25 protein-coding genes are annotated in these 25,751 nt (G+C 57.8%); 22 read left to right on the top strand and 3 right to left on the bottom strand.

Features of this window, described 5'->3' with window-relative positions:
• Positions 1–208 precede the first annotated feature (208 nt).
• From ccmA to mlaA, 10 genes are read left to right on the top strand one after another with little or no spacing between them, the layout of a single operon-like run.
• Positions 209–826: a cytochrome c biogenesis heme-transporting ATPase CcmA gene (ccmA, locus tag J2X14_RS19640; RefSeq protein WP_352412835.1), complete on the top strand. Its 618-nt coding sequence runs from the start codon at positions 209–211 to the stop codon at positions 824–826.
• Entirely contained in the window at positions 826–1,485 is a 660-nt protein-coding gene (gene ccmB / locus J2X14_RS19635; protein WP_352412834.1) for a heme exporter protein CcmB, read from the top strand. Before ccmA ends, ccmB begins: the two co-directional genes overlap by 1 nt.
• Positions 1,486–1,524: 39 nt before the next feature.
• Positions 1,525–2,268, top strand: a complete 744-nt coding sequence (locus J2X14_RS19630; RefSeq protein WP_352412833.1) for a heme ABC transporter permease — start codon at positions 1,525–1,527, stop codon at positions 2,266–2,268.
• The gene (gene ccmD, locus J2X14_RS19625; RefSeq protein ID WP_352412832.1) at positions 2,265–2,492 is read left to right on the top strand and encodes a heme exporter protein CcmD; all 228 of its coding nucleotides are present in this window, start codon (positions 2,265–2,267) and stop codon (positions 2,490–2,492) included. Before J2X14_RS19630 ends, ccmD begins: the two co-directional genes overlap by 4 nt.
• A gap of 1 nt (position 2,493) precedes the next feature.
• The gene (gene ccmE / locus J2X14_RS19620; RefSeq protein ID WP_352412831.1) at positions 2,494–2,976 is read left to right on the top strand and encodes a cytochrome c maturation protein CcmE; all 483 of its coding nucleotides are present in this window, start codon (positions 2,494–2,496) and stop codon (positions 2,974–2,976) included.
• Complete coding sequence (locus J2X14_RS19615; RefSeq protein WP_352412830.1) at positions 2,973–4,928, top strand: heme lyase CcmF/NrfE family subunit; 1,956 nt, start codon at positions 2,973–2,975, stop codon at positions 4,926–4,928. The genes ccmE and J2X14_RS19615 overlap by 4 nt, the downstream gene beginning before the upstream one ends.
• A complete protein-coding gene (locus J2X14_RS19610) occupies positions 4,925–5,482 on the top strand; it encodes a DsbE family thiol:disulfide interchange protein (RefSeq protein ID WP_352412829.1) in 558 nt (185 codons plus the stop codon). Before J2X14_RS19615 ends, J2X14_RS19610 begins: the two co-directional genes overlap by 4 nt.
• Before the next feature lie 14 nt (positions 5,483–5,496).
• On the top strand, positions 5,497–5,961 hold the full coding sequence (locus J2X14_RS19605) for a cytochrome c-type biogenesis protein (RefSeq protein ID WP_352412828.1): 465 nt from the start codon (positions 5,497–5,499) through the stop codon (positions 5,959–5,961).
• Positions 5,958–7,169, top strand: a complete 1,212-nt coding sequence (gene ccmI / locus J2X14_RS19600; RefSeq protein ID WP_352412827.1) for a c-type cytochrome biogenesis protein CcmI — start codon at positions 5,958–5,960, stop codon at positions 7,167–7,169. Before J2X14_RS19605 ends, ccmI begins: the two co-directional genes overlap by 4 nt.
• Positions 7,170–7,203: 34 nt before the next feature.
• A complete protein-coding gene (gene mlaA, locus J2X14_RS19595; RefSeq protein ID WP_352412826.1) occupies positions 7,204–7,965 on the top strand; it encodes a phospholipid-binding lipoprotein MlaA in 762 nt (253 codons plus the stop codon).
• An 812-nt stretch (positions 7,966–8,777) separates the two neighbouring features.
• Here mlaA and fadL read toward each other — a convergent pair.
• Positions 8,778–10,118 (bottom strand): long-chain fatty acid transporter FadL, encoded by a 1,341-nt coding sequence (gene fadL / locus J2X14_RS19590; protein WP_352412825.1) that lies wholly within the window; start codon positions 10,116–10,118, stop codon positions 8,778–8,780.
• A 346-nt stretch (positions 10,119–10,464) separates the two neighbouring features.
• Here fadL and J2X14_RS19585 point away from each other — a divergent pair, with 346 nt between their 5' ends.
• The 4 genes from J2X14_RS19585 (at position 10,465) to sixA (ending at position 15,131) form a co-directional block, all read left to right on the top strand.
• Positions 10,465–10,761 carry a YfcZ/YiiS family protein gene (locus J2X14_RS19585; RefSeq protein ID WP_352412824.1) on the top strand — a complete coding sequence of 99 codons (297 nt, stop codon included), beginning with the start codon at positions 10,465–10,467 and terminating at the stop codon, positions 10,759–10,761.
• Between the two features lie 260 nt (positions 10,762–11,021).
• Positions 11,022–12,332: an acetyl-CoA C-acyltransferase FadI gene (gene fadI / locus J2X14_RS19580; protein WP_352412823.1), complete on the top strand. Its 1,311-nt coding sequence runs from the start codon at positions 11,022–11,024 to the stop codon at positions 12,330–12,332.
• Positions 12,333–12,336: 4 nt separating this feature from the next.
• Complete coding sequence (gene fadJ / locus J2X14_RS19575; protein WP_352412822.1) at positions 12,337–14,478, top strand: fatty acid oxidation complex subunit alpha FadJ; 2,142 nt, start codon at positions 12,337–12,339, stop codon at positions 14,476–14,478.
• A gap of 170 nt (positions 14,479–14,648) precedes the next feature.
• Positions 14,649–15,131: a phosphohistidine phosphatase SixA gene (sixA, locus tag J2X14_RS19570; RefSeq protein ID WP_352412821.1), complete on the top strand. Its 483-nt coding sequence runs from the start codon at positions 14,649–14,651 to the stop codon at positions 15,129–15,131.
• A 13-nt stretch (positions 15,132–15,144) separates the two neighbouring features.
• On the opposite strand, the gene smrB is transcribed toward sixA, so the two are convergent.
• The gene (smrB, locus tag J2X14_RS19565) at positions 15,145–15,693 is read right to left on the bottom strand and encodes an endonuclease SmrB (protein WP_352412867.1); all 549 of its coding nucleotides are present in this window, start codon (positions 15,691–15,693) and stop codon (positions 15,145–15,147) included.
• A 164-nt stretch (positions 15,694–15,857) separates the two neighbouring features.
• Between smrB and prmB the strand changes: the two genes are divergently transcribed.
• From prmB to J2X14_RS19535, 6 genes are all read left to right on the top strand, one after another.
• Complete coding sequence (gene prmB / locus J2X14_RS19560; RefSeq protein WP_352412820.1) at positions 15,858–16,790, top strand: 50S ribosomal protein L3 N(5)-glutamine methyltransferase; 933 nt, start codon at positions 15,858–15,860, stop codon at positions 16,788–16,790.
• A 21-nt stretch (positions 16,791–16,811) separates the two neighbouring features.
• Positions 16,812–17,897: a chorismate synthase gene (gene aroC / locus J2X14_RS19555; RefSeq protein WP_352412819.1), complete on the top strand. Its 1,086-nt coding sequence runs from the start codon at positions 16,812–16,814 to the stop codon at positions 17,895–17,897.
• A 2-nt stretch (positions 17,898–17,899) separates the two neighbouring features.
• Positions 17,900–18,724: a penicillin-insensitive murein endopeptidase gene (gene mepA, locus J2X14_RS19550; protein WP_352412866.1), complete on the top strand. Its 825-nt coding sequence runs from the start codon at positions 17,900–17,902 to the stop codon at positions 18,722–18,724.
• A gap of 8 nt (positions 18,725–18,732) precedes the next feature.
• Positions 18,733–19,536 carry a sulfite exporter TauE/SafE family protein gene (locus J2X14_RS19545; RefSeq protein ID WP_352412818.1) on the top strand — a complete coding sequence of 268 codons (804 nt, stop codon included), beginning with the start codon at positions 18,733–18,735 and terminating at the stop codon, positions 19,534–19,536.
• A gap of 64 nt (positions 19,537–19,600) precedes the next feature.
• Entirely contained in the window at positions 19,601–20,149 is a 549-nt protein-coding gene (locus J2X14_RS19540; protein ID WP_352412817.1) for an elongation factor P hydroxylase, read from the top strand.
• 29 nt (positions 20,150–20,178) lie between these two features.
• Complete coding sequence (locus tag J2X14_RS19535; protein ID WP_352412816.1) at positions 20,179–20,460, top strand: YfcL family protein; 282 nt, start codon at positions 20,179–20,181, stop codon at positions 20,458–20,460.
• Positions 20,461–21,002: 542 nt separating this feature from the next.
• Here J2X14_RS19535 and mnmC read toward each other — a convergent pair.
• Positions 21,003–23,012, bottom strand: coding sequence for a bifunctional tRNA (5-methylaminomethyl-2-thiouridine)(34)-methyltransferase MnmC2/FAD-dependent 5-carboxymethylaminomethyl-2-thiouridine(34) oxidoreductase MnmC1 (gene mnmC / locus J2X14_RS19530; protein ID WP_352412815.1), 2,010 nt, complete (start codon positions 23,010–23,012; stop codon positions 21,003–21,005).
• Positions 23,013–23,172: 160 nt separating this feature from the next.
• On the opposite strand from mnmC, the gene fabB reads away from it, so the two are divergent.
• Together fabB and J2X14_RS19520 are read left to right on the top strand one after the other, a co-directional pair.
• A complete protein-coding gene (gene fabB / locus J2X14_RS19525; protein ID WP_352412814.1) occupies positions 23,173–24,390 on the top strand; it encodes a beta-ketoacyl-ACP synthase I in 1,218 nt (405 codons plus the stop codon).
• Between the two features lie 154 nt (positions 24,391–24,544).
• A complete protein-coding gene (locus tag J2X14_RS19520) occupies positions 24,545–25,741 on the top strand; it encodes an arabinose transporter (RefSeq protein ID WP_352412813.1) in 1,197 nt (398 codons plus the stop codon).
• Positions 25,742–25,751: the final 10 nt, after the last annotated feature.

The raw sequence follows: 25,751 nt of genomic DNA, 5'->3' as shown, positions 1-25,751 counted from the left end.
GTAGCCAGTTTTTAAGTAAGTAAAATGTGGCTTAATTTTAGAATAAAAGTAACAAAGCTTTAATGTTGTGTTCTTTTTCAGCAAAAGCAGTAATTTTTGCCGCTTATTTGGCCGTTTTGCCGCTCGCTAAAAGTGAGCACAGACTTCGGGGAAATACTGACTTATGTTATTATCGCGCCCCTATCTAATAGCGCGAACGATTCCTTTTATGCTGGAAGCTATCAATCTGACCTGCATTCGCGATGACCGTACTCTGTTTAGCGAGCTTAATTTTACCGTGCATAGCGGTGATATCGTGCAGATTGAAGGGCCGAACGGCGCAGGTAAAACCTCATTGCTACGTCTGCTCGCTGGCTTAAGCAGCGCTGAGCAAGGCGAAGTGCGCTGGCAGGCTGAGCCGTTAAAACAGCAGCGTGAGCAATGGCATCGCCATCTGCTGTTCCTTGGGCATCAGCCCGGCGTGAAAAGCATCCTGTCGCCGTTGGAAAATCTTGCCTTTTATCATGCTGAATCTGATGAGGAACAGCGTTTTGCCGCGCTTGAAGCCGTAGATTTACTGGGCTTTGAAGAGGTGGCGGTGGCGCAGCTCTCTGCGGGTCAACAACGGCGCGTTGCGCTTGCGCGGCTATGGCTAAGCCAGGCGGCGGTATGGATATTAGATGAACCGTTAACCGCAATTGATGTTAATGGCGTTGAAAAGCTGATGGCGCTGTTTGTGCGGCATGCGCAACGGGGCGGCATGGTGATACTTACCACGCATCAGCCTTTACCGGCCAGCGCCTGGCCGCTGCGGAAAATTAGCCTGACGGCAGGAGAGCGCATCTGATGTTATGGCGCGTAATAAGCCGGGAGCTGCGTATTGCCTTTCGCAGCGGGGCGGAAATCATTAACCCGCTGTGGTTCTTTTTGATCGTGATTACGCTGTTTCCGTTGGGCATTGGGCCGGAGCCGCAGCTGCTGGCGCGGATTGCGCCAGGCGTGGTATGGGTGGCCGCTTTGCTCTCATCGCTGCTGGCTCTGGAACGCTTGTTCCGGGATGATTTCAACGATGGCTCGCTGGAGCAGCTGCTGTTGCTGCCGACGCCGCTGCCGATAACGGTGCTGGGGAAAGTGATTGCCCACTGGCTGATTACCGGCCTGCCGCTGCTGCTGCTGTCACCGCTGGCGGCGCTGCTGCTGTCGCTGGATTTTAATAGTTGGCGCGCGCTGGCGCTGACCCTGCTGGTGGGCACGCCGGTGTTTAGCCTGCTTGGCGCCATTGGCGTGGCGTTAACGGTGGGCCTGCGTCGCGGTGGCGTGCTGCTTAGCCTGTTGGTTTTACCGTTGGCGGTGCCGGTGCTGATCTTTGCCAGCGCGGCGATCGACGCGGCGGGCATGGGGCTGCCCATCGGCGGTTATCTGGCGATTTTAGGAGCAATGCTGGCAGCCAGCCTCTGTCTGGCGCCGTTTGCGACGGCGGCAGCGTTACGTATTAGTCTGCACTAAAACATTATCGTTTTATATTTTTTACCGTGAGCAATAACAATGTGGAAATGGATACATCAGCTGGCGAAGCCTGAGCGGCTTTATCAGTTTAGTGGTCGCCTGGTGCCAGGATGCGCGCTGCTGGCAGCCGTAACGCTGTTTATTGGCTGGGGCTGGGGATTTGGCTTTGCGCCAGCCGATTATCAGCAGGGAGAGAGCTACCGCATTATCTATATTCACGTACCTGCCGCTATCTGGTCTATGGGCATCTACAGCGCCATGGCCGTCGCCGCCTTTACCGGCCTGGTATGGCAGATGAAAATGGCTGATTTGGCCGCGGCCGCGATGGCGCCGGTTGGCGCAACCTTCACCTTCATTGCTTTGATCACCGGGTCGGCCTGGGGTAAGCCGATGTGGGGCACCTGGTGGATCTGGGACGCACGCTTGACCTCTGAGCTGGTGCTGCTGTTCCTTTATATGGGCGTTATCGCGCTGTATAGCGCCTTTGACGATCGACGTCTTGCCGGGCGCGCCGCCAGTATTTTGATTCTGGTGGGAGTGGTGAATATCCCGATCATTCATTTCTCCGTGCAGTGGTGGAACACCCTGCATCAGGGATCCTCCGGTATGTTGCAGCAGGCGATTGCTCCGGCGATGCGCATACCGCTGCGCTGGTCGATTATCGGTTATCTGTTGCTGTTTATTACCCTGACGCTGATGCGGCTGCGTAATCTGATCTTATTAACCGAGCGCCACCGGCCCTGGGTCGCTGCGTTAGTGAATAAAGGAGGACGTTCCGCATGATGCCTGCATTTTCTTCCTGGCACGACTTCCTGGCGATGGGCGGTTACGGCTTTTATGTCTGGCTGGCGGTGAGCTTTACGCTGCTGGCGCTGGCTGCGCTGGTGGGGCATACCTTATGGCAGCGCCGTCAGCTATTACAAAGCGTCCGGCAGTATCAGGCGCGTGAACGCCGCATCAGGGCGGCAAAAACGAAGCAGGCCGCCAGCGAAGCGGCAGGAGAGTAATGTGAATACCCGTCGTAAAAACCGCCTCTATGTGGTCGTGGCGATTCTGGTTGGTCTTGGCCTGGCAACGACATTAGTGATGTACGCGCTGCGTTCTAATATTGACCTGTTCTATACCCCCAGTGAAATTTTATACGGCAAGGGCGAAGCGCATACGCGCCCGCAGCCCGGCCAGCGTTTACGCGTCGGCGGCATGGTAATGCCCGGCAGCGTCAAGCGTGATGAAAAAACGCTGCGCGTCTCGTTTACGCTGTATGACGCCAAAGGCGAGATTAACGTCAGCTACGAAGGCATCCTGCCCGATCTGTTCCGGGAAGGGCAGGGCGTTGTAGCGCAGGGCGAGCTGCAGGCGGGCAACCTGGTTCAGGCGAAAGAGGTGCTGGCAAAGCACGACGAAAAATATACGCCGCCGGAAATCAGCGAGGCGATGCAGAAAAATCATCAGACAACGGCGACAACACAGCCGCAGGGTGACCGCTCATGATGCCAGAAATCGGTCACTTTCTGCTTTGTCTGGGGTTGGCGCTGGCGCTGCTGTTGAGCCTCTATCCACTCTGGGGCGCGGCGCGTCAGGACAGCCGATTAATGGGGCTGGCGCGCCCGCTCGCCGTGGGGCTGTTTTTCTGCGTGGCGGGCAGTTTTCTGCTGCTGGTACACGCTTTTATTGTTAACGATTTTACCGTGGCCTATGTGGTCAACAACGCTAACAGCCAGCTGCCAGTTTATTACCGCATCGCCGCCACCTGGGGCGCGCATGAAGGCTCTCTGCTGCTGTGGGTTTTGATGCTCAGCGGCTGGACGCTGGCGGTGGCGATATTCAGTCGCGGCATGCCGCAGGATGCCATCGCGCGCGTGCTGGCGGTAATGGGCATGATTAACGTCGGTTTCCTGCTGTTTATTATTTTTACCTCCAATCCGTTTGCCCGCACGTTGCCGGACTATCCCATTGACGGTCACGATCTGAATCCGATGCTGCAGGATATCGGACTGATCTTCCATCCGCCGCTGCTCTATATGGGCTACGTCGGTTTTTCCGTCGCCTTTGCGTTTGCTATCGCCTCGCTGATGGCGGGACGACTGGATACGGCCTGGGCGCGCTGGTCACGTCCCTGGACGCTGGCTGCCTGGCTGTTCCTGACCATTGGCATCGTGCTGGGATCCGCCTGGGCCTATTATGAATTGGGCTGGGGCGGCTGGTGGTTCTGGGATCCGGTGGAAAACGCCTCCTTTATGCCGTGGCTGGCGGGCACGGCGCTGATTCACTCGCTGGCGGTAGCCGAGAAGCGTGGCGCGTTCAAAGCCTGGACCGTGCTGCTGGCAATTGCCGCGTTTTCGCTCAGCCTGTTAGGCACGTTTCTGGTGCGCTCCGGCGTGCTGGTTTCGGTGCATGCTTTCGCCTCCGATCCGGCGCGCGGCATGTTTATTCTGGCTTTCCTGGTGATCGTCATCGGCAGTTCGCTGCTGCTGTATGCGGTGAAAGGGGGGCGGGTGCGCAGCCGGGTACAGAACGATTTCTGGTCACGTGAGTCGTTCCTGCTGAGTAACAACGTCTTGTTGATCGCCGGGATGCTGGTGGTGCTGTTAGGTACGCTGCTGCCGCTGGTGCATAAACAGCTGGGGCTGGGCACGATTTCTATCGGCGAACCCTTTTTTAATACCATGTTCACCTGGCTGATGGCGCCTTTTGCGCTATTGCTGGGCATCGGCCCGTTGGTGCGCTGGCGACGTGATGAACCGCAAAAGCTTTGGAAACGTTTGGCGCTGGCGCTGTTGGTCACGCTGCTGCTGTCGGTGATGCTGCCGTGGCTGATGCAGGATCGCATTGAGGCGATGACGGTGGTCGGGCTGAGCATGGCGCTGTGGGTAATACTATTAACGCTGCTGGAACTGCACGAGCGCGCCACGCATCGCCATAGCCTGCTGCGCGGCCTGCGTCAGCTTTCCCGCAGCCACTGGGGCATGGTGCTGGGCCACCTGGGCGTGGCGGTAACGGTTATTGGCATCGCCTTTAGCCAAAATTACAGCGTGGAGCGCGACGTACGCATGAAAGCGGGCGACAGCGTGGATATCCATCATTATCACTTTGTGTTTCGCGACGTACGCGAACTGAACGGCCCGAACTACAGCGGCGGCGCGGCGATTATTGATGTGACGCGCGACGGCAGGCCGGAAGCGACGCTACAGGCGGAAAAACGCTATTACAGCGTGGCGCGCAGCATGATGACCGAAGCGGCGATCGATGGCGGCCTGACGCGCGATCTCTACGCGGCGCTTGGCGAGGAGCTGGAAGATGGCTCCTGGGCGGTACGGATTTATTACAAACCTTTTGTGCGCTGGATATGGTATGGCGGCCTGTTTATGGCGTTCGGCGGCTTGCTTTGCCTGCTCGACCCGCGTTATCGCAGCCGTAAAAAAGCGCAACGGGAGTTGGTATGAGCAAGAAAATTCTCTATATTCCGCTGGTCCTGTTTCTGCTGCTGGCGCTGGCGCTGATGTGGCAGCTAACGCGCAACGCCGAGGGCGAGGATCCGACGCGGCTGGAGTCGGCGCTGATCGGGAAGCCGGTGCCGCCATTTACGCTGGAGTCGCTCGCTTCGCCGGGCAAAGTTTACCATCAGGCGGTGCTGGCGGATGGCAAGCCACTGTTGCTGAACGTCTGGGCGACCTGGTGTCCTACCTGTCGCGCTGAGCATCACTATTTGAACCAGCTGGCGGAGCAGGGCGTGCGCGTGGTCGGGCTGAACTATAAAGACGACCGCGCAAAAGCGGTGGAATGGCTCAATAGCCTGGGCAACCCCTATGCGCTTAGCCTCTATGACGGCAGCGGTATGCTTGGACTGGATCTCGGCGTCTATGGCGCGCCGGAAACGTTCCTGATCGATGGTCAGGGCATTATTCGCTATCGCCATGCAGGCGATCTTAATCAGCAGGTCTGGCAGCGGGAAGTCGCGCCGCTGTGGCAAAAATATAGCAGGGAGGCGGCACGATGACGCAGGGAAGCAGCATGGCAAAACGGTTAGTATGCTTACTGGCGGGGCTGTTGTTCAGCCTGAGCGCGCTGGCGGCGATCGAAACCTGGCAATTTGACTCGGCCGCGCAGGAGCAGCACTACCGCGAGCTGACCGCCTCGCTGCGTTGTCCGAAATGCCAAAACAACAGTATTGCCGACTCAAATGCGATGATTGCGGCGGATATGCGCCTGAAGGTTTATCAACTGCTCAAGCAGGGGCAGAACAAACAACAAATCACGCAATATATGATTGACCGCTACGGTAATTTTGTGACCTATCAGCCGCCGGTTACGCCATCAACGCTGATTCTGTGGGCGGGACCGTTGCTGTTTATTATTGCCGGGGCGCTGGTTATTTTTCTCCGCAGTCGCCGCCCGCCGCCTGCCGGGGCACGGTTAAATGTGGATGAACAACAGCGCCTTGATGCGCTGCTGAACGATGACAGGAAATCTTCATGACGCTTTTCTGGCTGGTTTTTAGCGGTCTGCTGCTGGCCGCGCTGCTGTTGCTGTTAATCGCGGGCTGGCGCGGCGCTCGCCCGTCGCCGGATCGCGATACGCTGAATAAAATTTTCTATCAGCAGCGCTTGCATGAGCTGGATCAGGATGAGGAGCAGGGGGTGATTGCCGCTCGTCAGCCGCTGGTGCAGGAACTGCAACAAACGCTGCTGACCGATATTCCCTCCTCTTCGTCGTCTGCGCCAGCGCGTCCGCTTGGTCGCTGGGTATTGCTGCCCGGCGCGCTGTTATTAGTGGTGGTGAGCCTTGGCTGTTATCTGAAAACCGGTGGGTTGCCTGGCCTGATCGCCTGGCAACAGGTACAGAATGATTATCCGGCGCTGCGCGCGCGTCTGCTCGATCCGCAGGCGAAGCCGCTGACGCTGGAAGAGCTGGCGCGTCTTGGGCTGGGGCTGCGCACCGCGCTTCAGCAGGATGGCAGCCAGCTGCATGACTGGCTGATGCTGGGGCGTATCGGCATGGTATTAAACAATCGTGATACCGCTATTGAGGCGTTTCAGCGCGCATTACAGCTGGCGCCGAATAACAGTGAGGTAAAACTCAGCTATGCTGAAGTGCTGACCCGTTCCAGCGATCCGCAGGATAACCGTGAAGCGCAGGTGATATTGCAGGCGATGCAGCAGCAGGATCCTGCGAACACGCGTCTGCTGGGGCTGGTGGCCTTTAATGCTTATCAGCAACAGCACTATGCGCAGGCAATTGCGGCGTGGCAAACCCTGCTGACGCAGCTGGCGACAAACGATCCGCAGCGAGCGCAGGTGCAGCGCAGTATCCAGCAGGCGAAAAGCGCCGGTGGGCTGCAAACCAGCCAGCTTTCGCTTAACGTCACGCTGGCCGCGACTGTAGAAAAAATGTTACCGCCGGGCGGAGTCATGTATATTTCTGTTTCCGACGGTGTTTCACCGGTTCCGGTGGCAGTAAAAAAACTGCCGCTGAGTCATTTTCCGCTATCGCTGACGCTGGATGACAGCAATGCCATGATGCCGGAACGCCTGCTTTCGGCGCAGCATCAGGTTAAAGTTCGCGTGCGTATTGCGCGTGACGGCAGCGCAACTCCCCGGCCTGGCGACTGGTTCGGAGAGAGCGCATTAACGCCTTTTGATGGTCATCAGCATCTTGCTGTTGAAATTAATCAGCAGCAGCCCTGAAGCGGTAAACACTTAATTAGACAGGGAGAAAATTATGAACTTCCGCCTGACGGGGTTGGCGCTGGCCAGCGTTTTGTTAGCAGGATGCGCCAGTTCACAGCATAACGATGAACCGCAGGGGCGTTCCGATCCGCTGGAGGGTTTTAACCGCACGATGTTTGATTTCAACTACAACGTGCTGGATCCCTATGTGCTGCGTCCGGTTGCGGTCGCCTGGCGCGACTACGTGCCGGTTCCGGCGCGTACCGGCGTCAGTAATTTCCTCGGCAACCTGAGTGAACCTGCGGCGATGGTGAACTCATTTCTGCGCGGCGATCCCTATCGCGGCATGATTCATTTCAACCGTTTCTTCCTGAATACCGTTCTGGGTCTGGGCGGTTTTATTGATGTCGCCGGTATGGCGAACGATAAGTTAGCACGTGAAGAGCCGCCGCGCTTTGGCGGAACGCTGGGGACCTGGGGCGTCGGCTACGGCCCTTATGTGGTTTTGCCGGGCTACGGCAGCGCTACGCCGCGTGAAGATGGCGGTGATTATCTCGATACGCTTTACCCGGTGCTGGGCTGGCTGAGCTGGCCGATGACCGCCGGTAAATGGGTGCTGGAGGGCGTGGAGACGCGAGCGCAGCTACTGGATTCCGATGCGATGTTGCGCAATACCAGCGATCCTTACGCTTTTGTGCGTAACGCTTATTTCCAGCGTCACGATTTCCTGGCTAACGGCGGCAAGCTGAAGCCGCAGGAAAACCCGAACGCGCAGGCGATTCAGGGCGATCTCGATGAGATCGACGCCGAATAACCGGCAAAGAAACAGCAAAGGCGGGAGATTCCCGCCTTTTTTATGACCTTTATAACGCCAAACGCCAAACGCCAAACGCCAAACGCAGGGCGTAACAACCCCCAAACGCAAAGCGCAGGGCGTCATAACTCGGAACTTAAGGCGTAGGGCGTAATAACTCTGAACATAAGGCGCAGGGTGTCATAACTCGGAACTCAAGGCGCAGGGCGTGATAACGCGGAACTTAAGGCGCAGGGCGTGATAACGCGGAACTTAAGGCGTAGGGCGTAATAACTCTGAACGTAAGGCGCAGGGCGTCATAACTCGGAACTCAAGGTGCAGGGCGTAACAACTCTGAACATAAGGCGCAGGGCGTAACAACGCTGAACTCAAGGCGCAGGGTGTCATAACTCGGAACTCAAGGTGCAGGGCGTAATAACTCTGAACGTAAGGCGCAGGGCGTAATAACTCTGAACTCAAGGCGCAGGGCGTAACAACTCTGAACGTAAGGCGCAGGGCGTTTGGGCAGAAGAGTAAAGCGTCCCGCGCCATGGACGGCGCGGGCCGAGCCGTCAGGGATGACGTTTTTTGCGTCTTTACGATCGGCCCAAACGCCCTGTGCGAGCACCCTGGTGCGAACGCCCTGCGCATACACCTCAGGCGAACGCCCTGCGCATATACCTCAGGCAAACGCCCTGCGCATACACTCAGGCAAACGCCTTGCGCATATACCTCAGGCAAACGCCCTGCGCATACACCTCAGGCAAACGCCCTGTGCGAACACCAGAAATAACCTGGAAAAAGGCGAGAAATCCCGCCTTTTCTTTCAGCTATCAGAAGCGGTAGTTAAAGCTGGCGCCGTACAGCCAGGCCTTACCTTCAGAATTAAACTCGTAAGGGGTTGCAGTGCCGTTGCGCGCGGTCGCTACCGGATCGATACCCTCTTGCACCGTCACTTTCTGACCATGCATATAGGACACGCCCACATCCACCGAAGCATTCTCATTAAAGGCGTATGAAGCGCCAGCGCTCAGCCACAGGCGATCCTGATCCGGGATAGAGATAGAGCGTTTATCCGCCGGAACCGGGCTGTCATCAAAGGCGATACCGGTGCGGAAAGTCCAGTGATCGTCATAGAAATACGTGGTGCCGAGCGCAATACGGTAAGCATCGCGATAGCTTTCATCTTTATAGAACAGTTGCTGACCGTTGCTGCCGGTGGCCTTCAGCTCCTGGAACTGACTCCAGCTGGTATAGGCCAGGCTATAGTGCACTGCCCACTGCGGCGCGACCTTATGATAGCCTGAAATTTCCCACATTTCCGGCAGGTTCAGGGTCAGCGCGCCTGGAATGGTGCTGCCGCTGGTGCCGTACGGCAAATCAAGTCCCGCGCCGCCGATAATCGGATTCAATTGCGAAGGAATAGAACTTTTGTAATCGCCGTTAAAATCGATTTTCACTTCAGAACGATAGCTCAGGCCGAAGCGGTTATTTTCATCCACTTCATACAGAATACCGGCGTTCCAGCCGTAGCCCCACTCATCGCCTTTCAGGTGCGCAATCTGCGTATCCGCGGCGGCGGCTGGCAGGCCCGCAGCAGGCAGCAAACCGCCAAGCTCGCCCATATAACGCTCAATTTTCGCCCGCGCATAAACCGCGTCAAAACCAACGCCAAAGCTGAAATGCTCATTCATGCGCCAGGCGGTGCTGAGGTTAAGGTTAGTGGTCAACAGATCGGTTTTACCGCCGAAAGCGCCGCCCGCGTAATCATTATTAAATTCAGTCGCCAGACCATAATTGGTCGTAGCGGAAGCGCCGATCCACCATTGGTCATTAATAGGCTGCACATAATGAATATTCGGCACCCACTGCGTCGGGGCGATATTATTCGCCCGTAAACTATTCCCGGCACCGCTATCGCCATCGATATTCACATCGGGATCGATAAATACCGCGCCGACAGAAAACATCGGACGGTCCATTAATGCCATGGTGGCTGGGTTGCGGCTGGCAGAAGCGGCGGTATCGCCCATCGCGCCTTCGCCAGAATAGGAGCGGCCTAAACCGATCGAGGAGAATTCATTGAGCTGAAAGCCCGCTGCGTAAAGATTTGAGGAAGCGATTGCCACTGCAATGGCCAGAGCTGACTTTGCACACAGGTTTTTATGGTTCATGACCACAACCTCATTATGTGATTTTTATAAATTCTGTTACACCAGGTAACAAGGAGCCGGGAATTGTAGGTGCTGAAATACAACGGACAAATCAGACCAGTGCGCACAGTATAGGTCTGACCTGTGTGTATGTTGCAATATTGTTTTTTAAATATTTCAAATGTTATCGATGAAATAAGACGCGCTTAACAAAAAAGCGGGCATTGCCGAAGAGATGACGACGTAATCCTGCGTCAGATCAATATTATTCGTGATTACGTTCACACAATTTAGCGCAGAGAAAAAGGCGGGGTAAAATAGCCGACAGTTAATATCAACTGTATAAAAAGCATGGTGGGAGAGAGCAATGAGTGATGCTTTAAATAAATGTAGCGCTAACGAAACGGCGGCCTGCTGCTGCGTCGATGTCGGCACCGTAATGGATAACAGTGACTGCACCGCCTCATGGTCACGTCTGTTTGATAATCGTCAGCAGGCGGAAGCGATGCTGGCCTCGCTCACGGAAAAAGCGCGTGGCGTTGAATCTGAGCCCTGTGTCATCACGCCAACATTCAGCGAACAGCCTGATGGCGTGCAGCTTGATGTCGATTTTACCTTCTGCTGCCAGGCGGAAACCCTGATTTTCCAGCTCGGCCTGCGTTAAGTTCTGCCCGTCGGCGCAAAACAGCGCGCCGACATTCTTTCGGCCCAGGTCAGGGCGTTCGTTTGCTTTATTCCTCCCCGATAATATTCCCCTGCGCGTTACAGCATTAGCGCCCTTACCGGATACATTCTTTCTCTGCGGCATGTGTTGCCGCTCTCATTTTCTTGCCGCGCCGCTGGCACCCTATAACAAACTGATTACACTGTCAGGTCTGACCTCCTTGGCAATGATGCTGCGGTCGCGGTTAACAGGTGAGAATAATGAGCAGAGCGCTTCCTTTGCTGACGCGTCAGGGCGATCGCATCGCCATTACCCACGGGCTTCGCACCCCGTTTGCCCGTCAGGCGACGGCGCTGCATGGCATCCCGGCGGTTGAACTTGGCAGAATGGTGATCGGCGAACTGATGGCCCGTAGCGAAATCCCGGCGGAGATCATCGAACAGCTGGTTTTCGGACAGGTGATTCAAATGCCCGAAGCGCCCAATATCGCGCGCGAAATCGTGTTAAGCAGCGGGCTTGATGTCACAACCGATGCCTACAGCGTGAGCCGCGCCTGCGCCACCAGCTTTCAGGCGGTGGCGAACCTGGCGGAAAGCCTGCTGGCTGGCAACGTCCGCGCCGGGATCGCCGGCGGGGCCGACTCCTCATCCGTATTGCCGATTGGCGTCAGCAAAAAGCTGGGCAGAACGCTGGTCGATCTCAATAAATCCCGCACCCTGAGTCAAAAAATTAAACTATTCAGCCAGCTGCGTCCGCGAGATTTGTTGCCGGTGCCGCCTGCGGTGGCGGAGTATTCTACCGGGTTGCGCATGGGCGATACCGCCGAACAGATGGCGAAAAGTCATGGCATCAGCCGTGAGCAGCAGGATGCGCTGGCGCATCGCTCCCATCAGCGTGCGGCGCAGGCCTGGCGGGAAGGTAAATTAGCCGATGAAGTGATGACCGCCTGGGTGCCGCCTTGGCGCGCGGCGCTACAGCAAGATAATAACGTGCGGGAAAACAGCGCCGTCGAGGATTATGCCCGGCTGCGTCCCGCCTTTGATCGGCAGCACGGCAGCGTGACGGCAGCGAACAGCACGCCGCTGACCGACGGCGGTGCCGCGGTTATTCTGATGACCGAATCGCGGGCGCGCGAGCTGGGCATTACGCCGCTGGGCTATCTGCGCAGCTACGCCTTTACCGCCACCGATGTCTGGCAGGACATGCTGCTGGGCCCTTCTTACGCTTCGCCGCTGGCGCTGGATCGTGCTGGCGTCACGCTACAGGATCTGACGCTGATCGATATGCACGAGGCGTTCGCCGCACAAACGCTGGCTAATCTGAAAATCTTCCGTGATGAACGCTTCGCCCGTGAGGTATTAAATCGCCCTGCGGCGCTGGGGGAGGTGGACGAAGAGAAATTCAACGTGCTGGGTGGTTCGATTGCCTATGGACATCCCTTTGCCGCCACCGGCGCGCGCATGATTACACAAACGCTGAATGAGCTGCGGCGGCGCGGCGGCGGGCTTGGTCTGGTTACCGCCTGTGCGGCGGGCGGCCTGGGTGCGGCAATGGTACTGGAGGTTGAATAAGGTCATGGAACAGCAATCCGCATTTCATCTGAGCATGCGCAGCGACAACGTCGGCGTCATTGTGATCGATGTGCCCGATGAAAAAATGAATACCCTGAAGGCGGCGTTTATTGCGCAAATTCGCGCGGTGATTAGTCAGGCGCGGCAAAACCCGGCGCTGGCCGGGCTGGTGTTTATTTCCGGCAAGCCGGACTCATTTATTGCCGGTGCGGATATCAGTATGATCGACCGCTGCCGCAGCGCTGACGAAGCGCGTCAGCTGGCCGAACAGGGGCAACGCGTGATGTCAGAGATCGCCGCGCTGTCGGTGCCGGTGGTGGCCGCGATTCACGGCGCCTGCCTTGGCGGCGGGCTGGAGCTGGCGCTGGCTTGCGATCGACGTGTCTGTACGCTGGATGATAAAACCCGCCTTGGGCTGCCGGAAGTGCAGCTTGGCCTGCTGCCCGGCAGCGGCGGCACGCAGCGTCTGCCACGGTTGATTGGCGCATCGCAGGCATTGAATATGATTCTTACCGGCAAAACTCTGCGGGCAAAACAGGCGCTGAAGCTGGGGCTGGTGGATGATGCGGTGCCGCACAGCATTCTGCTGGAGACGGCAATTAAAATGGCGCTGAAAGGAAAAAGCCCACGGCGCACATTGCCATTGCGCGAGCGCCTGCTAAACGGTCCGGCGGGACGCGCCATCCTGTTCCAGCTGGCGGCGCGCCAGAGCGAGGCGAAAACCCACGGCAATTATCCGGCCACGCGGCGCATTCTGGAAGCGGTCAGAACCGGACTGGAGCAGGGGATGCGCGCCGGTCATGAAACAGAAGCGCTGGCCTTTGGCGAGCTAACCATGACTCAGCAGTCCGCCGCGCTGCGCCAGATCTTTTTTGCCAGCACCGCGCTGAAAAAAGAGTATGACGCCGAGCCTGCCGCGCTGCGCACCATTGGCGTGCTGGGCGGTGGCCTGATGGGTGGCGGCATCGCAGCGGTTACCGCCGCCAAAGCGCAGCTGCCGGTACGCATCAAAGATATCAGCGTGGAAGGGATTAACCATGCGATGAAATATAGCTGGGATCTGCTGAGTAAAAAGGTCAAGCGCCGACAAATGAACGCCGCTGAACGACAGCGACAAATGGCTCTGATCACCGGCAGCACCGACTATCGCGGCTTTCACCAGCGCGATCTGATTATCGAAGCGGTATTCGAGGATCTCAACTTAAAACAGCAGATGGTGGCGGAAATTGAGCAGCATTGCGCCGCACACACTATTTTCGCCTCGAACACCTCATCACTGCCCATAGCTCAGATCGCCGCACGGGCGCAGCGCCCGGAAAACATTATCGGCCTGCACTACTTCAGTCCGGTAGATAAAATGCCGCTGGTGGAGGTGATACCCCATCAAACCACCGCCGAACGCACTATCGCCACCACCGTGGCGCTGGCGAAGCGGCAGGGCAAAACGGCAATTGTGGTGGCCGATCGTCCGGGCTTTTACGTTAACCGCATTCTGGCGCCCTATATAAATGAAGCCATGCGCTGTGTGCTGGAAGGTGAGCCGATAGAGGCGGTGGATAAGGCGCTGATCAAATTTGGCTTCCCGGTGGGGCCGGTACAGCTGTTGGATGAGGTAGGGATCGATGTCGGAACCAAAATCCTGCCGATTCTGGAGCAGGAATATGGTATGCGTTTTGCCGCGCCGGATGCGTTCGCCGCCGTGCTGAACGACAACCGCAAAGGGCGCAAGAACGGGCGCGGCTTCTACCGTTATCAGGGCGGAAAAAAACGGCCCGATAAAAGCATCTACGCACTGCTGCATATTCAGCCGCAGCGGCGGCTGGACGGTGCGCTGATTGCGCAACGCTGCATCATGATGATGCTGAACGAGGCGGCGCGCTGCCTGGATGAAGGCGTTATTCGCAGCCCGCGCGACGGGGACATTGGCGCCGTATTCGGCATCGGTTTTCCGCCTTTCCTCGGCGGCCCTTATCGCTATATGGATAGCCTTGGCGCAGCCAATGTGGTTAACACATTAGCCAGCCTGATGCATCAATATGGCGATCGTTTTGCTCCGTGTGAGGCGCTGCGCCAGCGCGCCGAGCGCGGCGAACACTTTTACAATTCATCGACAAATGCCAATACCCACAATGATTCAGCGGCTTAGGTTGCAGGTGGTTTTGTTGCGTCAGACGACGGATTCCGACAATAGCTCGTTTAATAAACAATCGGTTGACTATACTCAAGTCATTAGGTTACAACACAGCGTTCATTCGCAGAATGAAGCGTCGGACAGCCTGATGATCCGACGATTTTGTTAAACAACAGCGGTGCTTTATGCAAGTTTTTATCATGCGTCACGGCGACGCTGCACTTGAGGCAGCCAGTGATTCGGTTAGGCCTCTTACCCATTGTGGCTGTGATGAATCACGCCAGATGGCAAGCTGGCTGAACAGCCAGACTCTGGATATTGAACGGGTGCTGGTCAGCCCTTACCTGCGCGCGGAGCAGACATTAGCCACGGTGCGTGAAGCTCTGCGCCTGCCGCCGGAGCAAGAGGTGTTACCTGAGCTGACGCCGGGCGGCGATCCGGCGCTGGTGGCCTGCTATATACAGGCGCTGGCGCAAGAAGGGGTGAAATCGGTGCTGGTTATTTCGCATCTTCCTCTGGTGGGCTATCTGGTGTCGGAGCTGTGTCCGCAGGAGCCGCCGCCGATGTTTGCCACCTCGGCCATTGCCTGTATCGATTTTGATGCCGGGAACAGCGAAGGGAGCTTAAAGTGGCAGGTCAGTCCTTCCAGGCTGGCAAAAGCGATCTAATCCTCCTCTGCCGTCAGGGTAACTCTGGCGGCTGCCACTCTTCTACCTCAATCAGCACCAGCAACGCCGCATCGCCGCCAAAGGCTTTAGGCGCCTGGTGGAACGCCATCACGAAAGGATGCTGCGCCAGCCACAGCGGCGTTTGCTGCTTCAGCACATGCTTGCCGTGACCGTGCATCACGCTGGCGCAAAAAATATGTTCGCGCCGACAGGCGGCCAACAGCGCGCCCAGCTCCTGTTTAGCCTGCTGCTGCGTTAATCCATGCAGATCGAGAAAGATTTCCGGTGAATAGTCGCCACGGCGCAGTTTTTTCAGCTCATAGTGGCTGACGTCGCTGCGCACATAGCGCACCGGGCCTTCTTCCGCCAACAGCGGCTGAAATTCATCCGAAAAGTAGTGGCTGTTATCCGCCTGTTCCGACAGCTGGCGCTTCAGCGACACCTCCGCTTTTTTACGGGCGGGTTTATGCACCAGGGTATCCTGCTTTAGCTTACGCGTGCCGGTCATCAGCTGGCGAAACAGCGTTTTATCATCGTCGCTGAGCTGCTCTTTTTTCTTCATAATCGTCAATTTCTGGTGGGTGAATGGCGCAGGTTGCACGGCCTGCCGGCTACGATAACCCGCATTGTCAACAAAAGTCAGCTTTTTCACCTCGTCGCGCTGAATTCTCGCCCGCTTCATGGCAAACTACCCGCCGTAATTACGGAACGGCCTGTGGAGGGCAAGTGGACAAAATTTTCGTCGATGAAGCAGTGAATGAACTGCATACCATTCAGGACATGCTGCGCTGGGCGGTCAGCCGGTTTGCCGCCGCCAATATTTGGTATGGCCACGGTACCGATAATCCCTGGGACGAAGCGGTTCAATTGGTTTTGCCCACGCTTTACCTGCCGCTGGATATTCCTGAAGAGATGCGTAATGCACGCCTGACCTCCAGCGAGCGTCACCGCATCGTTGAGCGCGTGATCCGCCGCGTGAATGAACGCATTCCGGTCGCCTATCTCACCAATAAATCCTGGTTTTGCGGTCACGAATTTTATGTGGATGAGCGCGTGCTGGTGCCGCGTTCACCGATTGGCGAGTTGATTAACAGCCGCTTCGCCGGGCTGGTCAATCAGACGCCGCAGCATATTCTGGATATGTGTACCGGCAGCGGCTGTATCGCCATCGCCTGCGCTTACGCGTTCCCGGAAGCGGAAGTGGACGCGGTGGATCTCTCGCTTGATGCGCTGGCGGTTGCCGAGCAGAATATCGACGAACACGGTATGATTCATCAGGTTACGCCAATCCGCTCCGACCTGTTCCGCGACTTGCCGAAGCTGCAATACGATCTGATTGTCACCAATCCGCCCTATGTGGATGCGGATGATATGGACGATCTGCCGGATGAGTATCAGCATGAACCGGAGCTGGGGCTGGCGGCGGGCAGCGATGGCCTGAAGCTGGTGCGGCGTATTCTCGCCTGCGCGCCGGACTATTTACAGGAAGAGGGCGTGCTGATTTGCGAAGTGGGCAACAGCATGGTGCATATGATGGAGCAATATCCTGATGTGCCCTTTACCTGGCTGGAATTTGATAACGGCGGCGACGGCGTCTTTATGCTGACCCGTCAGCAAATTATCGACGCCCAGCATCATTTCAAATTTTTCAAAGATTAATCGCACAATAACGGAGCCGAGATGGCAGGCAACACGATTGGACAGATTTTTCGCGTCACCACTTTTGGTGAGTCGCATGGCATTGCGCTGGGCTGTATCGTTGACGGCGTGCCGCCGGGGATTCCGCTCACCGAGGCGGATTTACAACACGATTTGGATCGGCGTCGTCCGGGCACCTCGCGTTATACCACCCAGCGGCGCGAACCGGATCAGGTGCGCATTCTGTCCGGCGTGTTTGAAGGCGTGACCACCGGCACCAGCATTGGCTTATTAATTGAAAATACCGATCAGCGCTCGCAGGATTATGGCGCGATCAAAGATCTGTTCCGTCCAGGCCACGCTGATTATACCTATGAGCAAAAATATGGCCTGCGCGACTATCGCGGCGGCGGGCGCTCCTCCGCGCGCGAAACGGCGATGCGCGTGGCGGCAGGCGCCATTGCGAAAAAATATCTGCAGATGAAATTTGGCGTGCAGGTGCGCGGTTATCTGGCGCAGATGGGCGATATCGCCTGTGAGCTGAAAGCGTGGGACCAGGTTGAGCAAAACCCGTTTTTCTGTCCCGATCCCGCTAAGCTGGAGGCGCTGGACGAGCTGATGCGCGCGCTGAAAAAAGAGGGCGACTCCATTGGCGCGAAGGTCACCGTAGTGGCGGAGAATGTGCCGGTTGGCCTGGGCGAGCCAGTGTTCGATCGCCTGGACGCCGATCTGGCCCATGCGCTGATGAGCATCAACGCGGTGAAAGGCATTGAAATCGGCGACGGTTTCGCCGTGGTCAACCAGCGCGGCAGCCAGCATCGCGATGAGATCCGCGCCAACGGTTTTCAGAGCAACCATGCAGGCGGCATTCTTGGCGGCATCAGCAGCGGCCAGGCGGTGGTGGCGCATCTGGCGATGAAACCTACCTCAAGCATTACCGTGCCCGGCAAAACCATCACCCGCAGCGGCGAAGAGGTAGAGATGATCACCAAAGGCCGTCACGATCCTTGCGTGGGGATTCGCGCGGTGCCGATCGCCGAAGCGATGATGGCGATCGTACTGATGGATCACCTGCTGCGCCATCGCGCGCAGTGTGCTGACGTTTCAACCAACGTGCCGCGCTGGTAATGATGAAAAAACCGTTTCTTATGCTGGCCGCGCTGCTGCTGAGCGCATCGGCGCTGGCCGCCACGCCGTGGCAGCGCATTGCCCAGCCGATTCCCGGTGCGCCGCAGGCAATTGGCGGCTTCGCTAACGGCTGTATTGTCGGTGCCGAAGCGCTGCCGCTGAACAATCCGGCCTATCAGGTGATGCGGCCCGATCAGCGACGCTATTTTGGCCATCCCGATCTGCTGCTGTTTATTCAACGTCTGACCACGCAGGTGCATAACCTGAGGCTGGGTCAGGTGCTGATTGGCGATATGGGCATGGCGGCCGGCGGGCGCTTTAGCAGCGGTCACACCAGCCATCAGAGCGGGCTGGATGTGGATATCTGGTTACAGCTGCCGCAGCAACGCTGGACGTCGCAGATGCTGTTAAAGCCGCAGCCGCTGGATTTGGTGAGCGCCGATGGCAAGCGCGTTGTGGCGCGCCACTGGCAGCCGGAAATCGACAGCCTGATTAAGCTGGCAGCGAAAGATGAGCAGGTCACACGCATTTTTGTTAATCCGGCGATTAAAAAGCAGCTTTGCGCCGATGCCGGTAGCGATCGCGACTGGCTGCGCAAGGTGCGCCCGTGGTTTGGTCATCGCGCCCATATGCATGTGCGCCTGCGCTGTCCGCCAGAGAGTCTGGAGTGCCTGGATCAGACGCCACCGCCGCCGGGCGACGGCTGTGACGCCGAGCTGGAAAGCTGGTTCTTGCCGAAAAAACCGGGCAGCGGCGCGCCGGTGAAGCGTGAACCGCCGCCGTTGCCGCCATCCTGTCAGGCGCTGCTGGATAAACATCTACTTTAGGACATTACATGGAATGGTTGGTTGTCTCGCCGCAGATGATAGCGGTACTGTTTTTCATCGCTATGCTGGCGTCGTTTATTGATTCGATCGCTGGCGGCGGCGGCCTGCTGACCGTTCCTGCGCTGCTTTCCGCCGGGCTGACGCCCGCTCAGGTGCTGGCAACGAATAAGCTGCAGGCGGTGGGCGGATCTTTTTCCGCCAGCCTCTATTTTGTACGGCGCGGCGCGGTAAAGCTGCGCGAACAGCGTCTGAATATTGCGATGACCTTTATCGGCGCGCTCTGCGGTACGCTGCTGGTGCAGCACATACGCTCTGACTTTTTGCGCCAGGTGTTGCCGCTGCTGATTATCGGTATCGGTCTCTATTTTCTGCTGATGCCGCGCTTAGGCGAAGAGGATCGGCAGCGCCGTCTTCATGGTCTGCCGTTTGCGCTGATAGCGGGCGGCACGGTGGGCTTTTACGACGGTTTTTTCGGTCCAGGAGCCGGTTCTTTCTATGCGTTGGCTTTCGTGACGTTAGCCGGTTTTAATCTGGCGAAATCCACCGCGCATGCCAAGGTGCTGAATTTCACCTCAAACTTTACCAGCCTGCTGTTTTTTATGCTGGGCGGCAAAGTGGTGTGGGGCATTGGGCTGGTGATGCTGGTGGGGTCGATTTGCGGCGCGCGCCTTGGCGCACGCATGGTGCTGTCGCGCGGGCAGTCGCTGATCCGTCCGATGGTGGTGATCGTTTCGGTGGTGATGAGCAGCAAGCTGCTGTATGAAGATTACGGCGCGGCGATAGGCCAGTGGCTAACGCACCTTGTTGGATAATGCTCGTCAATGCGCACGCTTAGTGCGACAATTTGCGCGTTTTTTTTAGCAGACGTTTAGGTATATGAACACGACGCACCACTATCAGGACCTGATTAACGTATTCGATCGCTGTTTCCAGGATGATTTTCAGACGCGTCTAATTAAAGGCGACGACGAACCCATTTATCTTCCGGCGGATGAGACGTCGCCCTGGCATCGCGTGGTGTTTGCGCATGGTTATTACGCCAGTGCGCTGCATGAGATTTCCCACTGGTGTATTGCCGGGGCCGAGCGGCGCAAGCTGGTTGATTTTGGTTACTGGTATTGTCCCGACGGACGTGACGCCACGACGCAAAATCAGTTTGAATCCGTCGAGATTAAACCGCAGGCGCTGGAGTGGATGTTCAGCGTGGCGGCGGGCTTTCCCTTTAACGTAAGTTGTGACAATCTCAATGGCGATCATGAGCCGGATCGCATTGCGTTTCAGCGTAAGGTTCATGCGCAGGTTATGCACTATTTTGCCAACGGTATTCCGGCGCGTCCGGCCCGTTTTATCGCTGAGCTACAGCGTTTTTATCACACGCCCCCGCTGACGGCGGCGCAGTTTCCCTGGCCGGAAGATCTGCGCTGAACGGAGGCGCGACTTAATGAGGAATTGAGATGATCGCAGAATTTGAAACGCGTATTCTGGCCCTGATTGACGATATGGTCGAGCATGCCAGCGATGATGAGTTGTTTGCCAGCGGCTACCTGCGCGGTCACCTCACTCTGGCGGTAGTGGAGCTGGAAAAGAGCAATGAACATACCGCCGAGGCGTTACAAATCCAGGTGCAGAATAGTTTGCAGAACGCGATTGCTGCCGGTGAGCTTTCACCGCGCGATCAGGCGCTGGTGATCGGTATGTGGGATAATCTGTTTTTGCAGGCGCGTCAGCCCGCCTGATAGCGTTGGTTGGCATTTTGCGGGAAATCATACTGTGCCTGCATGGGACATCACACCGTGCCTGCGTGGAGAAACAACTACCGTGCCCGCACGGGGCGTCCAGGCAGATCGTAAAGACGCAACAAACGTCATCCCTGACAGCTCGGCCCGCGCCATCCATGGCGCGGGACGCTTTACTCTTCTGCCTGGACGCCCCGCGCCTTGCGTTCAGTGTAAATTTGTATTCAACGTAACGTCGCGTTCGGCAAAATAAAAAAGTGGATTTTTGGACGCTTTACTCTTCTGCCTGGACGCCCCGCGCCTTGCGTTCAGTGCAAATTTGTATTCAACGTAACGTCGCGTTCGGCATAATAAGAAAGTGGCTTGTTGGCCGTTTGTGGACGCTTTACTCTTTTGCCTGGACGCCCCGCGCCTTGCGTTCGGTGCAAATTTGTATTCAGCGTAACGTCGCGTTCGGCACAATAAAAAAGCGGCTTGTTGGCCGCTTTTTTCCTTCAGATACAAATGGCTGTTAGTCCATCTTTTGCATGTATCAGGCGCTGTTAGTTCACCGGTTTGCCTTTTAACAGTTTGCGTACCCAGTAGCGATTAGGATTCAGGGCGGTGAGCGTGTTGCTGTCCAGCGGGATCGGCTCGTCGCACAGCTGCGCCGCTAATACTTCCGCCGCCAGCGGGCCGCTGCATAAGCCGCGCGAGCCCAGCGCGCCCAGCACAAACAGGCCTGACCATGTGGGCGCGGAGGTTATCTCTGCCTGGGCGTCGCGCTGGCGCGGCAGGTCGGCATAGCAGGCGAGCAGCCTTTCATAATCGGGCAGGTTGCCCGCCATCGGCAGATGGTCGCGCGTGGCACAGCGTACGCCGTTGCGCGCTTCGCCAGCGCTAACGTCCACCGCCTCCGTCCAGTCGCACTCCGGCAGACAATGTTGCAGCCGCTGACGATTCTCCTGCTGATCCTCTTCACGATAGCGCACCGAAGTATCACCGCGATGATAGCTGGCACCAATACAGTGCGTGTTAAATTCAGGGCTGACCGGCGTCAGATAGCCTTCATAGCAGAGTACCTGCTGCAAATCAGCCAGGCCGGATACGCTTGGAATATGGCTGACCTGGCCGCTCACCGGATAGACCGGCAGCTTCGCGCTTTGCGCCAGTGCGCTAATGGCATGACCGTTCGCCAGCACCACGTTCTGATGCTGCTGCTGTGGCGCGTCGGCAAACTGTAGTCGCCAGCCGCTATCCGCCTCTTCCAGCTGCACTACGCGATGCCGCCAGTGAACCTGCAATCCCTGCTGCTGCGCCAGCGCAAATAGCGCCGTGGTCAGCTCCGCCGGAGCCAGCCAGCCACCGGCGGGATAATGAATGCCGCCGCAGCCAAGCGCCACGCCCGCCAGCCGTTCAGCCTGCGCTGTATCAACGCCCTGCGCCAGCGCTTCCGGCAGCGCCATCGCCAGCATGTGCTGGATTTTATCGTGACTTTTCTGATCCCACGCCAGCTGCGTAACGCCGCACCAGTCATGGGCAAAGGCCACCGGCAAACTGTCATATAGCCGTCGCGCAAAGCTAAAGGCGGCGGGGAAAAACTGTGCCAGCGCCGGGTCGTGCTGATTAAGCAGAGGATAGAGCGCGCCCTGACGATTTCCGGAAGCGTTTTGCGCCGGTGCGTCATCCGCACAGTAAAGCGTCACCTGCTTTCCGCGCCGCAATAGCGCCAGCGCCAGCAGCATGCTGGCGATACCGCCGCCGATAACGGCAATATCGTTGCCCGCGGCAGGCGTGCGCGCGTACCAGGGCGCGGAGCAGGGTAGCGCGGGCGCATCAGCGAGCGTGCCGCACAGCATTTCGCGCTTGTGTCCGAACCCTTTGCGCCGGATCACCGTGAAGCCGGCCTGTTCCAGTCCACGCCGGACAAAGCCTGCGGCGGTAAAGGTGGCAAAGCTGCCGTCGGCACGCGCCAGACGCGCCATGGCCGCAAACAGCGCGGGCGTCCACATTTCCGGATTTTTTGACGGCGCGAAGCCATCCAGAAACCAGGCGTCTACGCTGCGCTGCAAACTGTCATCAAAATGATGAATAAGCGTATTAACATCGCCAAACCAGAGATCCAGCGTGACGCGCCCGCCATCCAGCAGCAAACGATGACAGCCCGGCAAGGCCAGCGGCCACTGTTGACGCAGTTGGTCTGCGTAGGGTGCCAGCTCCGGCCAGCGTCGGTGGGCATCAGCCAGATCTTGCTGCGTCAGAGGGAATTTTTCCATGCTGATAAAATGCAGACGCTGCAATGTCGCCTGCGGCTGGGCCTGATGAAAGCGATCAAACGCGTGCCACAGCGTCAGAAAATTAAGGCCGGTGCCAAAACCAGTCTCCGCAGCCACAAACAGCGCGCGCGTATGCGTGGCGAAGCGGGCAGGCAGATTATTGCCGCCCAGAAACACATACTGCGTCTCTTCCAGACCGTTCTGATTAGAAAAATAGACGTCGTCAAATTCTCGGGATACAGGTGTACCCTGATCGTTCCAGTCCAGTTTTGCATGTTCTATCGGGATGTTTTTCAACGGGAATGGCTCACTTATCAGGCAATGTCGCGATTTTAGCGAGAGCGGTCACATCACGCAAATTTACACAAGAATTTTGCTGATCGGACTTGTTCGGCGTACAAGTGTAAGCTAGAGTGCCTGTCAAAACCTAATTATGATGATGGAAGAGGTATTTTTGATGAAACGTGCAGTGATTACTGGCCTGGGGATCGTTTCCAGCATTGGCAACAACCAGGAAGAAGTCCTGGCATCTCTGCGTGAAGGTCGCTCCGGCATCACCTTCTCTCAGGAGATGAAAGATTCCGGCATGCGTAGTCACGTCTGGGGTAACGTTAAGCTCGATACCACTGGCCTCATCGATCGCAAAATCGTGCGCTTTATGAGTGATGCGTCCATTTATGCTTATCTTTCTATGGCTGAAGCGGTTAAAGACGCTGGCCTGAGCGAAGAAACCTATCAAAGCAACCCGCGTGTTGGCCTGATTGCCGGTTCCGGCGGCGGTTCTCCGCGCTTCCAGGTGTTTGGCGCTGATGCGATGCGTAGCCCGCGCGGCCTGAAAGCCGTCGGCCCGTACGTGGTGACCAAAGCGATGGCCTCCGGCGTTTCTGCCTGCCTGGCAACGCCGTTTAAAATCCACGGTGTGAACTACTCGATCAGCTCCGCCTGCGCCACCTCCGCGCACTGCATCGGCAACGCGGTAGAGCAGATCCAACTGGGCAAACAGGATATCGTTTTTGCTGGCGGCGGCGAAGAGCTGTGCTGGGAAATGGCCTGCGAATTTGACGCCATGGGCGCGCTTTCTACCCGTTATAACGAGACCCCGGAAAAAGCGTCCCGTACCTATGATGCGAACCGCGACGGCTTCGTTATCGCTGGCGGCGGCGGCATGGTTGTGGTTGAAGAGCTGGAACACGCGCTGGCGCGCGGCGCGCATATCTATGCCGAGATCGTTGGCTATGGCGCAACCTCTGACGGTGCCGATATGGTGGCTCCGTCTGGCGAAGGCGCAGTGCGCTGCATGAAAATGGCGATGCAGGGCGTGGATACCCCAATCGACTATATCAATACCCACGGTACTTCTACGCCGGTAGGCGATGCGAAAGAGCTGGGCGCGATTCGTGAAGTGTTTGGCGACAACCAGCCAGCTATCTCGGCAACCAAAGCCATGACCGGTCACTCGCTGGGCGCGGCGGGCGTACAGGAAGCGATCTATAGCCTGCTGATGCTGGAACACGGCTTTATTGCCCCGAGCATCAACGTGGAAGAGCTGGATCCGATAGCGGAAGGAATGAACATCGTCACCACCGCCACCGAACGTAAGCTGACCACGGTGATGTCCAACAGCTTCGGCTTTGGCGGCACCAACGCCACGCTGACGCTGCGTAAATATCAGTAACCGCATCATAAAAAGCCCGGCGCAAGCCGGGCTTTTTTGTGTCTGCTACCCCATATCGACATCATATTGCCTGCGCCTTGAGGGTAATGTCGGTTGTCAGCGCCCGGCTGGCGACAAATCCGCGCCCGGGCAATATTCAGGAGAGACGTGACGCATGTCCGCAACGACAATCACCGCTTCTTCCCGGAGCAAGGCGTTAGTCGCCTGCACCTCCTTCGCTGTGTTTTTAACCTACCTCACCGCAGGCCTGGCGCTGCCGGTGATCCCGCTATTTGTGCATCAGGAACTGGGCTACAGCAACGTGATGGTTGGCGCGGCGGTGGGCATTCAGTTTTTCGCCACGCTGCTCACGCGCGGGCTGGCGGGGAAACGCGCCGATCGCCACGGTGCGAAAATCACCACGCAGCAAGGCATGCTGGCGATTGCGCTGGTGGGCGTCGCCTATCTGCTGGCGGCGCAGCTGGCGCTGCCAGCGGCGGGAAAATTTGCGCTGCTGGTGGTGGGACGCCTGCTGCTGGGATTTGGCGAAAGCCTGCTGTTAACCGGCAACATGACCTGGGGGCTGGGACTGGTGGGGCCGAAGCGCTCTGGCCTGGTGATGTCCTGGAACGGTATGGCAATTTATGGCGCGCTGGCGGCTGGCGCGCCGCTGGGGCTGTGGATCCATGGACGCTGGGGATTCAGCGGATTAGGCATCGTCGCGCTGGTGCTGCCGCTGATCGCGCTGGCATTGAACAGCGGCATTCGCGCGGTTCCGACGCAAAGCGGCGAGCGGCCTTCGCTGTGGCGCGTGGTAGGGCAGATCCTGTCGCCGGGCAGTGCGCTGGCGCTACAGGGCGTGGGCTTTGCCGTGATTGGCACCTTTACCTCGCTCTGGTTTGCGGAACGTCACTGGGGCAATGCAGGTTTTGCGCTGAGCGCGTTTGGCGGCGCTTTTGTGTTAATGCGCATCCTGTTTGGCGGTTTGCCCGATCGGCTGGGCGGCCTGCGCGTGGCGATGGTCTCGCTGGCGATTGAAGCGGGCGGGCTGATGGTGCTGGGATTTGCCGTCAACGGCTGGATGGCGCTGGCGGGCGCGGCGCTCACCGGCTGCGGCTGTTCATTGGTGTTTCCGGCGCTGGGCGTGGAGGTGGTAAAACGCGTTGCGCCGCAGGTGCGCGGCACCGCGCTGGGCGGATTCGCCGCCTTTCAGGATGTGGCTTACGGTATCAGCGGGCCGTTGACCGGCCTGCTGGCGACTTCGCTGGGTTATGGCGCGGTCTACCTGGCCGCCGCGGCCTGCGCTGCGCTTGGCCTGCTGCTGGCGCTGGTGATGCGGCGTCAGGCAACGGCAGGCGCATCCGCGTCGTAACGCCTCGTCG

It is taken from the genome of Mixta sp. BE291 (genome assembly GCF_031457955.1).
Lineage (GTDB): Bacteria > Pseudomonadota > Gammaproteobacteria > Enterobacterales > Enterobacteriaceae > Mixta.
This window is presented reverse-complemented; position numbering and strand designations above follow the sequence as displayed.

Coding starts and splice junctions, on each gene's coding strand:
- ccmA (WP_352412835.1), top strand. CDS start 209: ATGCTGGAAGCTATCAATCTGACCTGCATTCGCGATGACCGTACTCTG.
- ccmB (WP_352412834.1), top strand. CDS start 826: ATGTTATGGCGCGTAATAAGCCGGGAGCTGCGTATTGCCTTTCGCAGC.
- J2X14_RS19630 (WP_352412833.1), top strand. CDS start 1,525: ATGTGGAAATGGATACATCAGCTGGCGAAGCCTGAGCGGCTTTATCAG.
- ccmD (WP_352412832.1), top strand. CDS start 2,265: ATGATGCCTGCATTTTCTTCCTGGCACGACTTCCTGGCGATGGGCGGT.
- J2X14_RS19615 (WP_352412830.1), top strand. CDS start 2,973: ATGATGCCAGAAATCGGTCACTTTCTGCTTTGTCTGGGGTTGGCGCTG.
- J2X14_RS19610 (WP_352412829.1), top strand. CDS start 4,925: ATGAGCAAGAAAATTCTCTATATTCCGCTGGTCCTGTTTCTGCTGCTG.
- J2X14_RS19605 (WP_352412828.1), top strand. CDS start 5,497: ATGGCAAAACGGTTAGTATGCTTACTGGCGGGGCTGTTGTTCAGCCTG.
- ccmI (WP_352412827.1), top strand. CDS start 5,958: ATGACGCTTTTCTGGCTGGTTTTTAGCGGTCTGCTGCTGGCCGCGCTG.
- mlaA (WP_352412826.1), top strand. CDS start 7,204: ATGAACTTCCGCCTGACGGGGTTGGCGCTGGCCAGCGTTTTGTTAGCA.
- fadL (WP_352412825.1), bottom strand. CDS start 10,118: ATGAACCATAAAAACCTGTGTGCAAAGTCAGCTCTGGCCATTGCAGTG.
- J2X14_RS19585 (WP_352412824.1), top strand. CDS start 10,465: ATGAGTGATGCTTTAAATAAATGTAGCGCTAACGAAACGGCGGCCTGC.
- fadI (WP_352412823.1), top strand. CDS start 11,022: ATGAGCAGAGCGCTTCCTTTGCTGACGCGTCAGGGCGATCGCATCGCC.
- fadJ (WP_352412822.1), top strand. CDS start 12,337: ATGGAACAGCAATCCGCATTTCATCTGAGCATGCGCAGCGACAACGTC.
- sixA (WP_352412821.1), top strand. CDS start 14,649: ATGCAAGTTTTTATCATGCGTCACGGCGACGCTGCACTTGAGGCAGCC.
- smrB (WP_352412867.1), bottom strand. CDS start 15,693: ATGAAGAAAAAAGAGCAGCTCAGCGACGATGATAAAACGCTGTTTCGC.
- aroC (WP_352412819.1), top strand. CDS start 16,812: ATGGCAGGCAACACGATTGGACAGATTTTTCGCGTCACCACTTTTGGT.
- mepA (WP_352412866.1), top strand. CDS start 17,900: ATGAAAAAACCGTTTCTTATGCTGGCCGCGCTGCTGCTGAGCGCATCG.
- J2X14_RS19545 (WP_352412818.1), top strand. CDS start 18,733: ATGGAATGGTTGGTTGTCTCGCCGCAGATGATAGCGGTACTGTTTTTC.
- J2X14_RS19540 (WP_352412817.1), top strand. CDS start 19,601: ATGAACACGACGCACCACTATCAGGACCTGATTAACGTATTCGATCGC.
- J2X14_RS19535 (WP_352412816.1), top strand. CDS start 20,179: ATGATCGCAGAATTTGAAACGCGTATTCTGGCCCTGATTGACGATATG.
- fabB (WP_352412814.1), top strand. CDS start 23,173: ATGAAACGTGCAGTGATTACTGGCCTGGGGATCGTTTCCAGCATTGGC.
- J2X14_RS19520 (WP_352412813.1), top strand. CDS start 24,545: ATGTCCGCAACGACAATCACCGCTTCTTCCCGGAGCAAGGCGTTAGTC.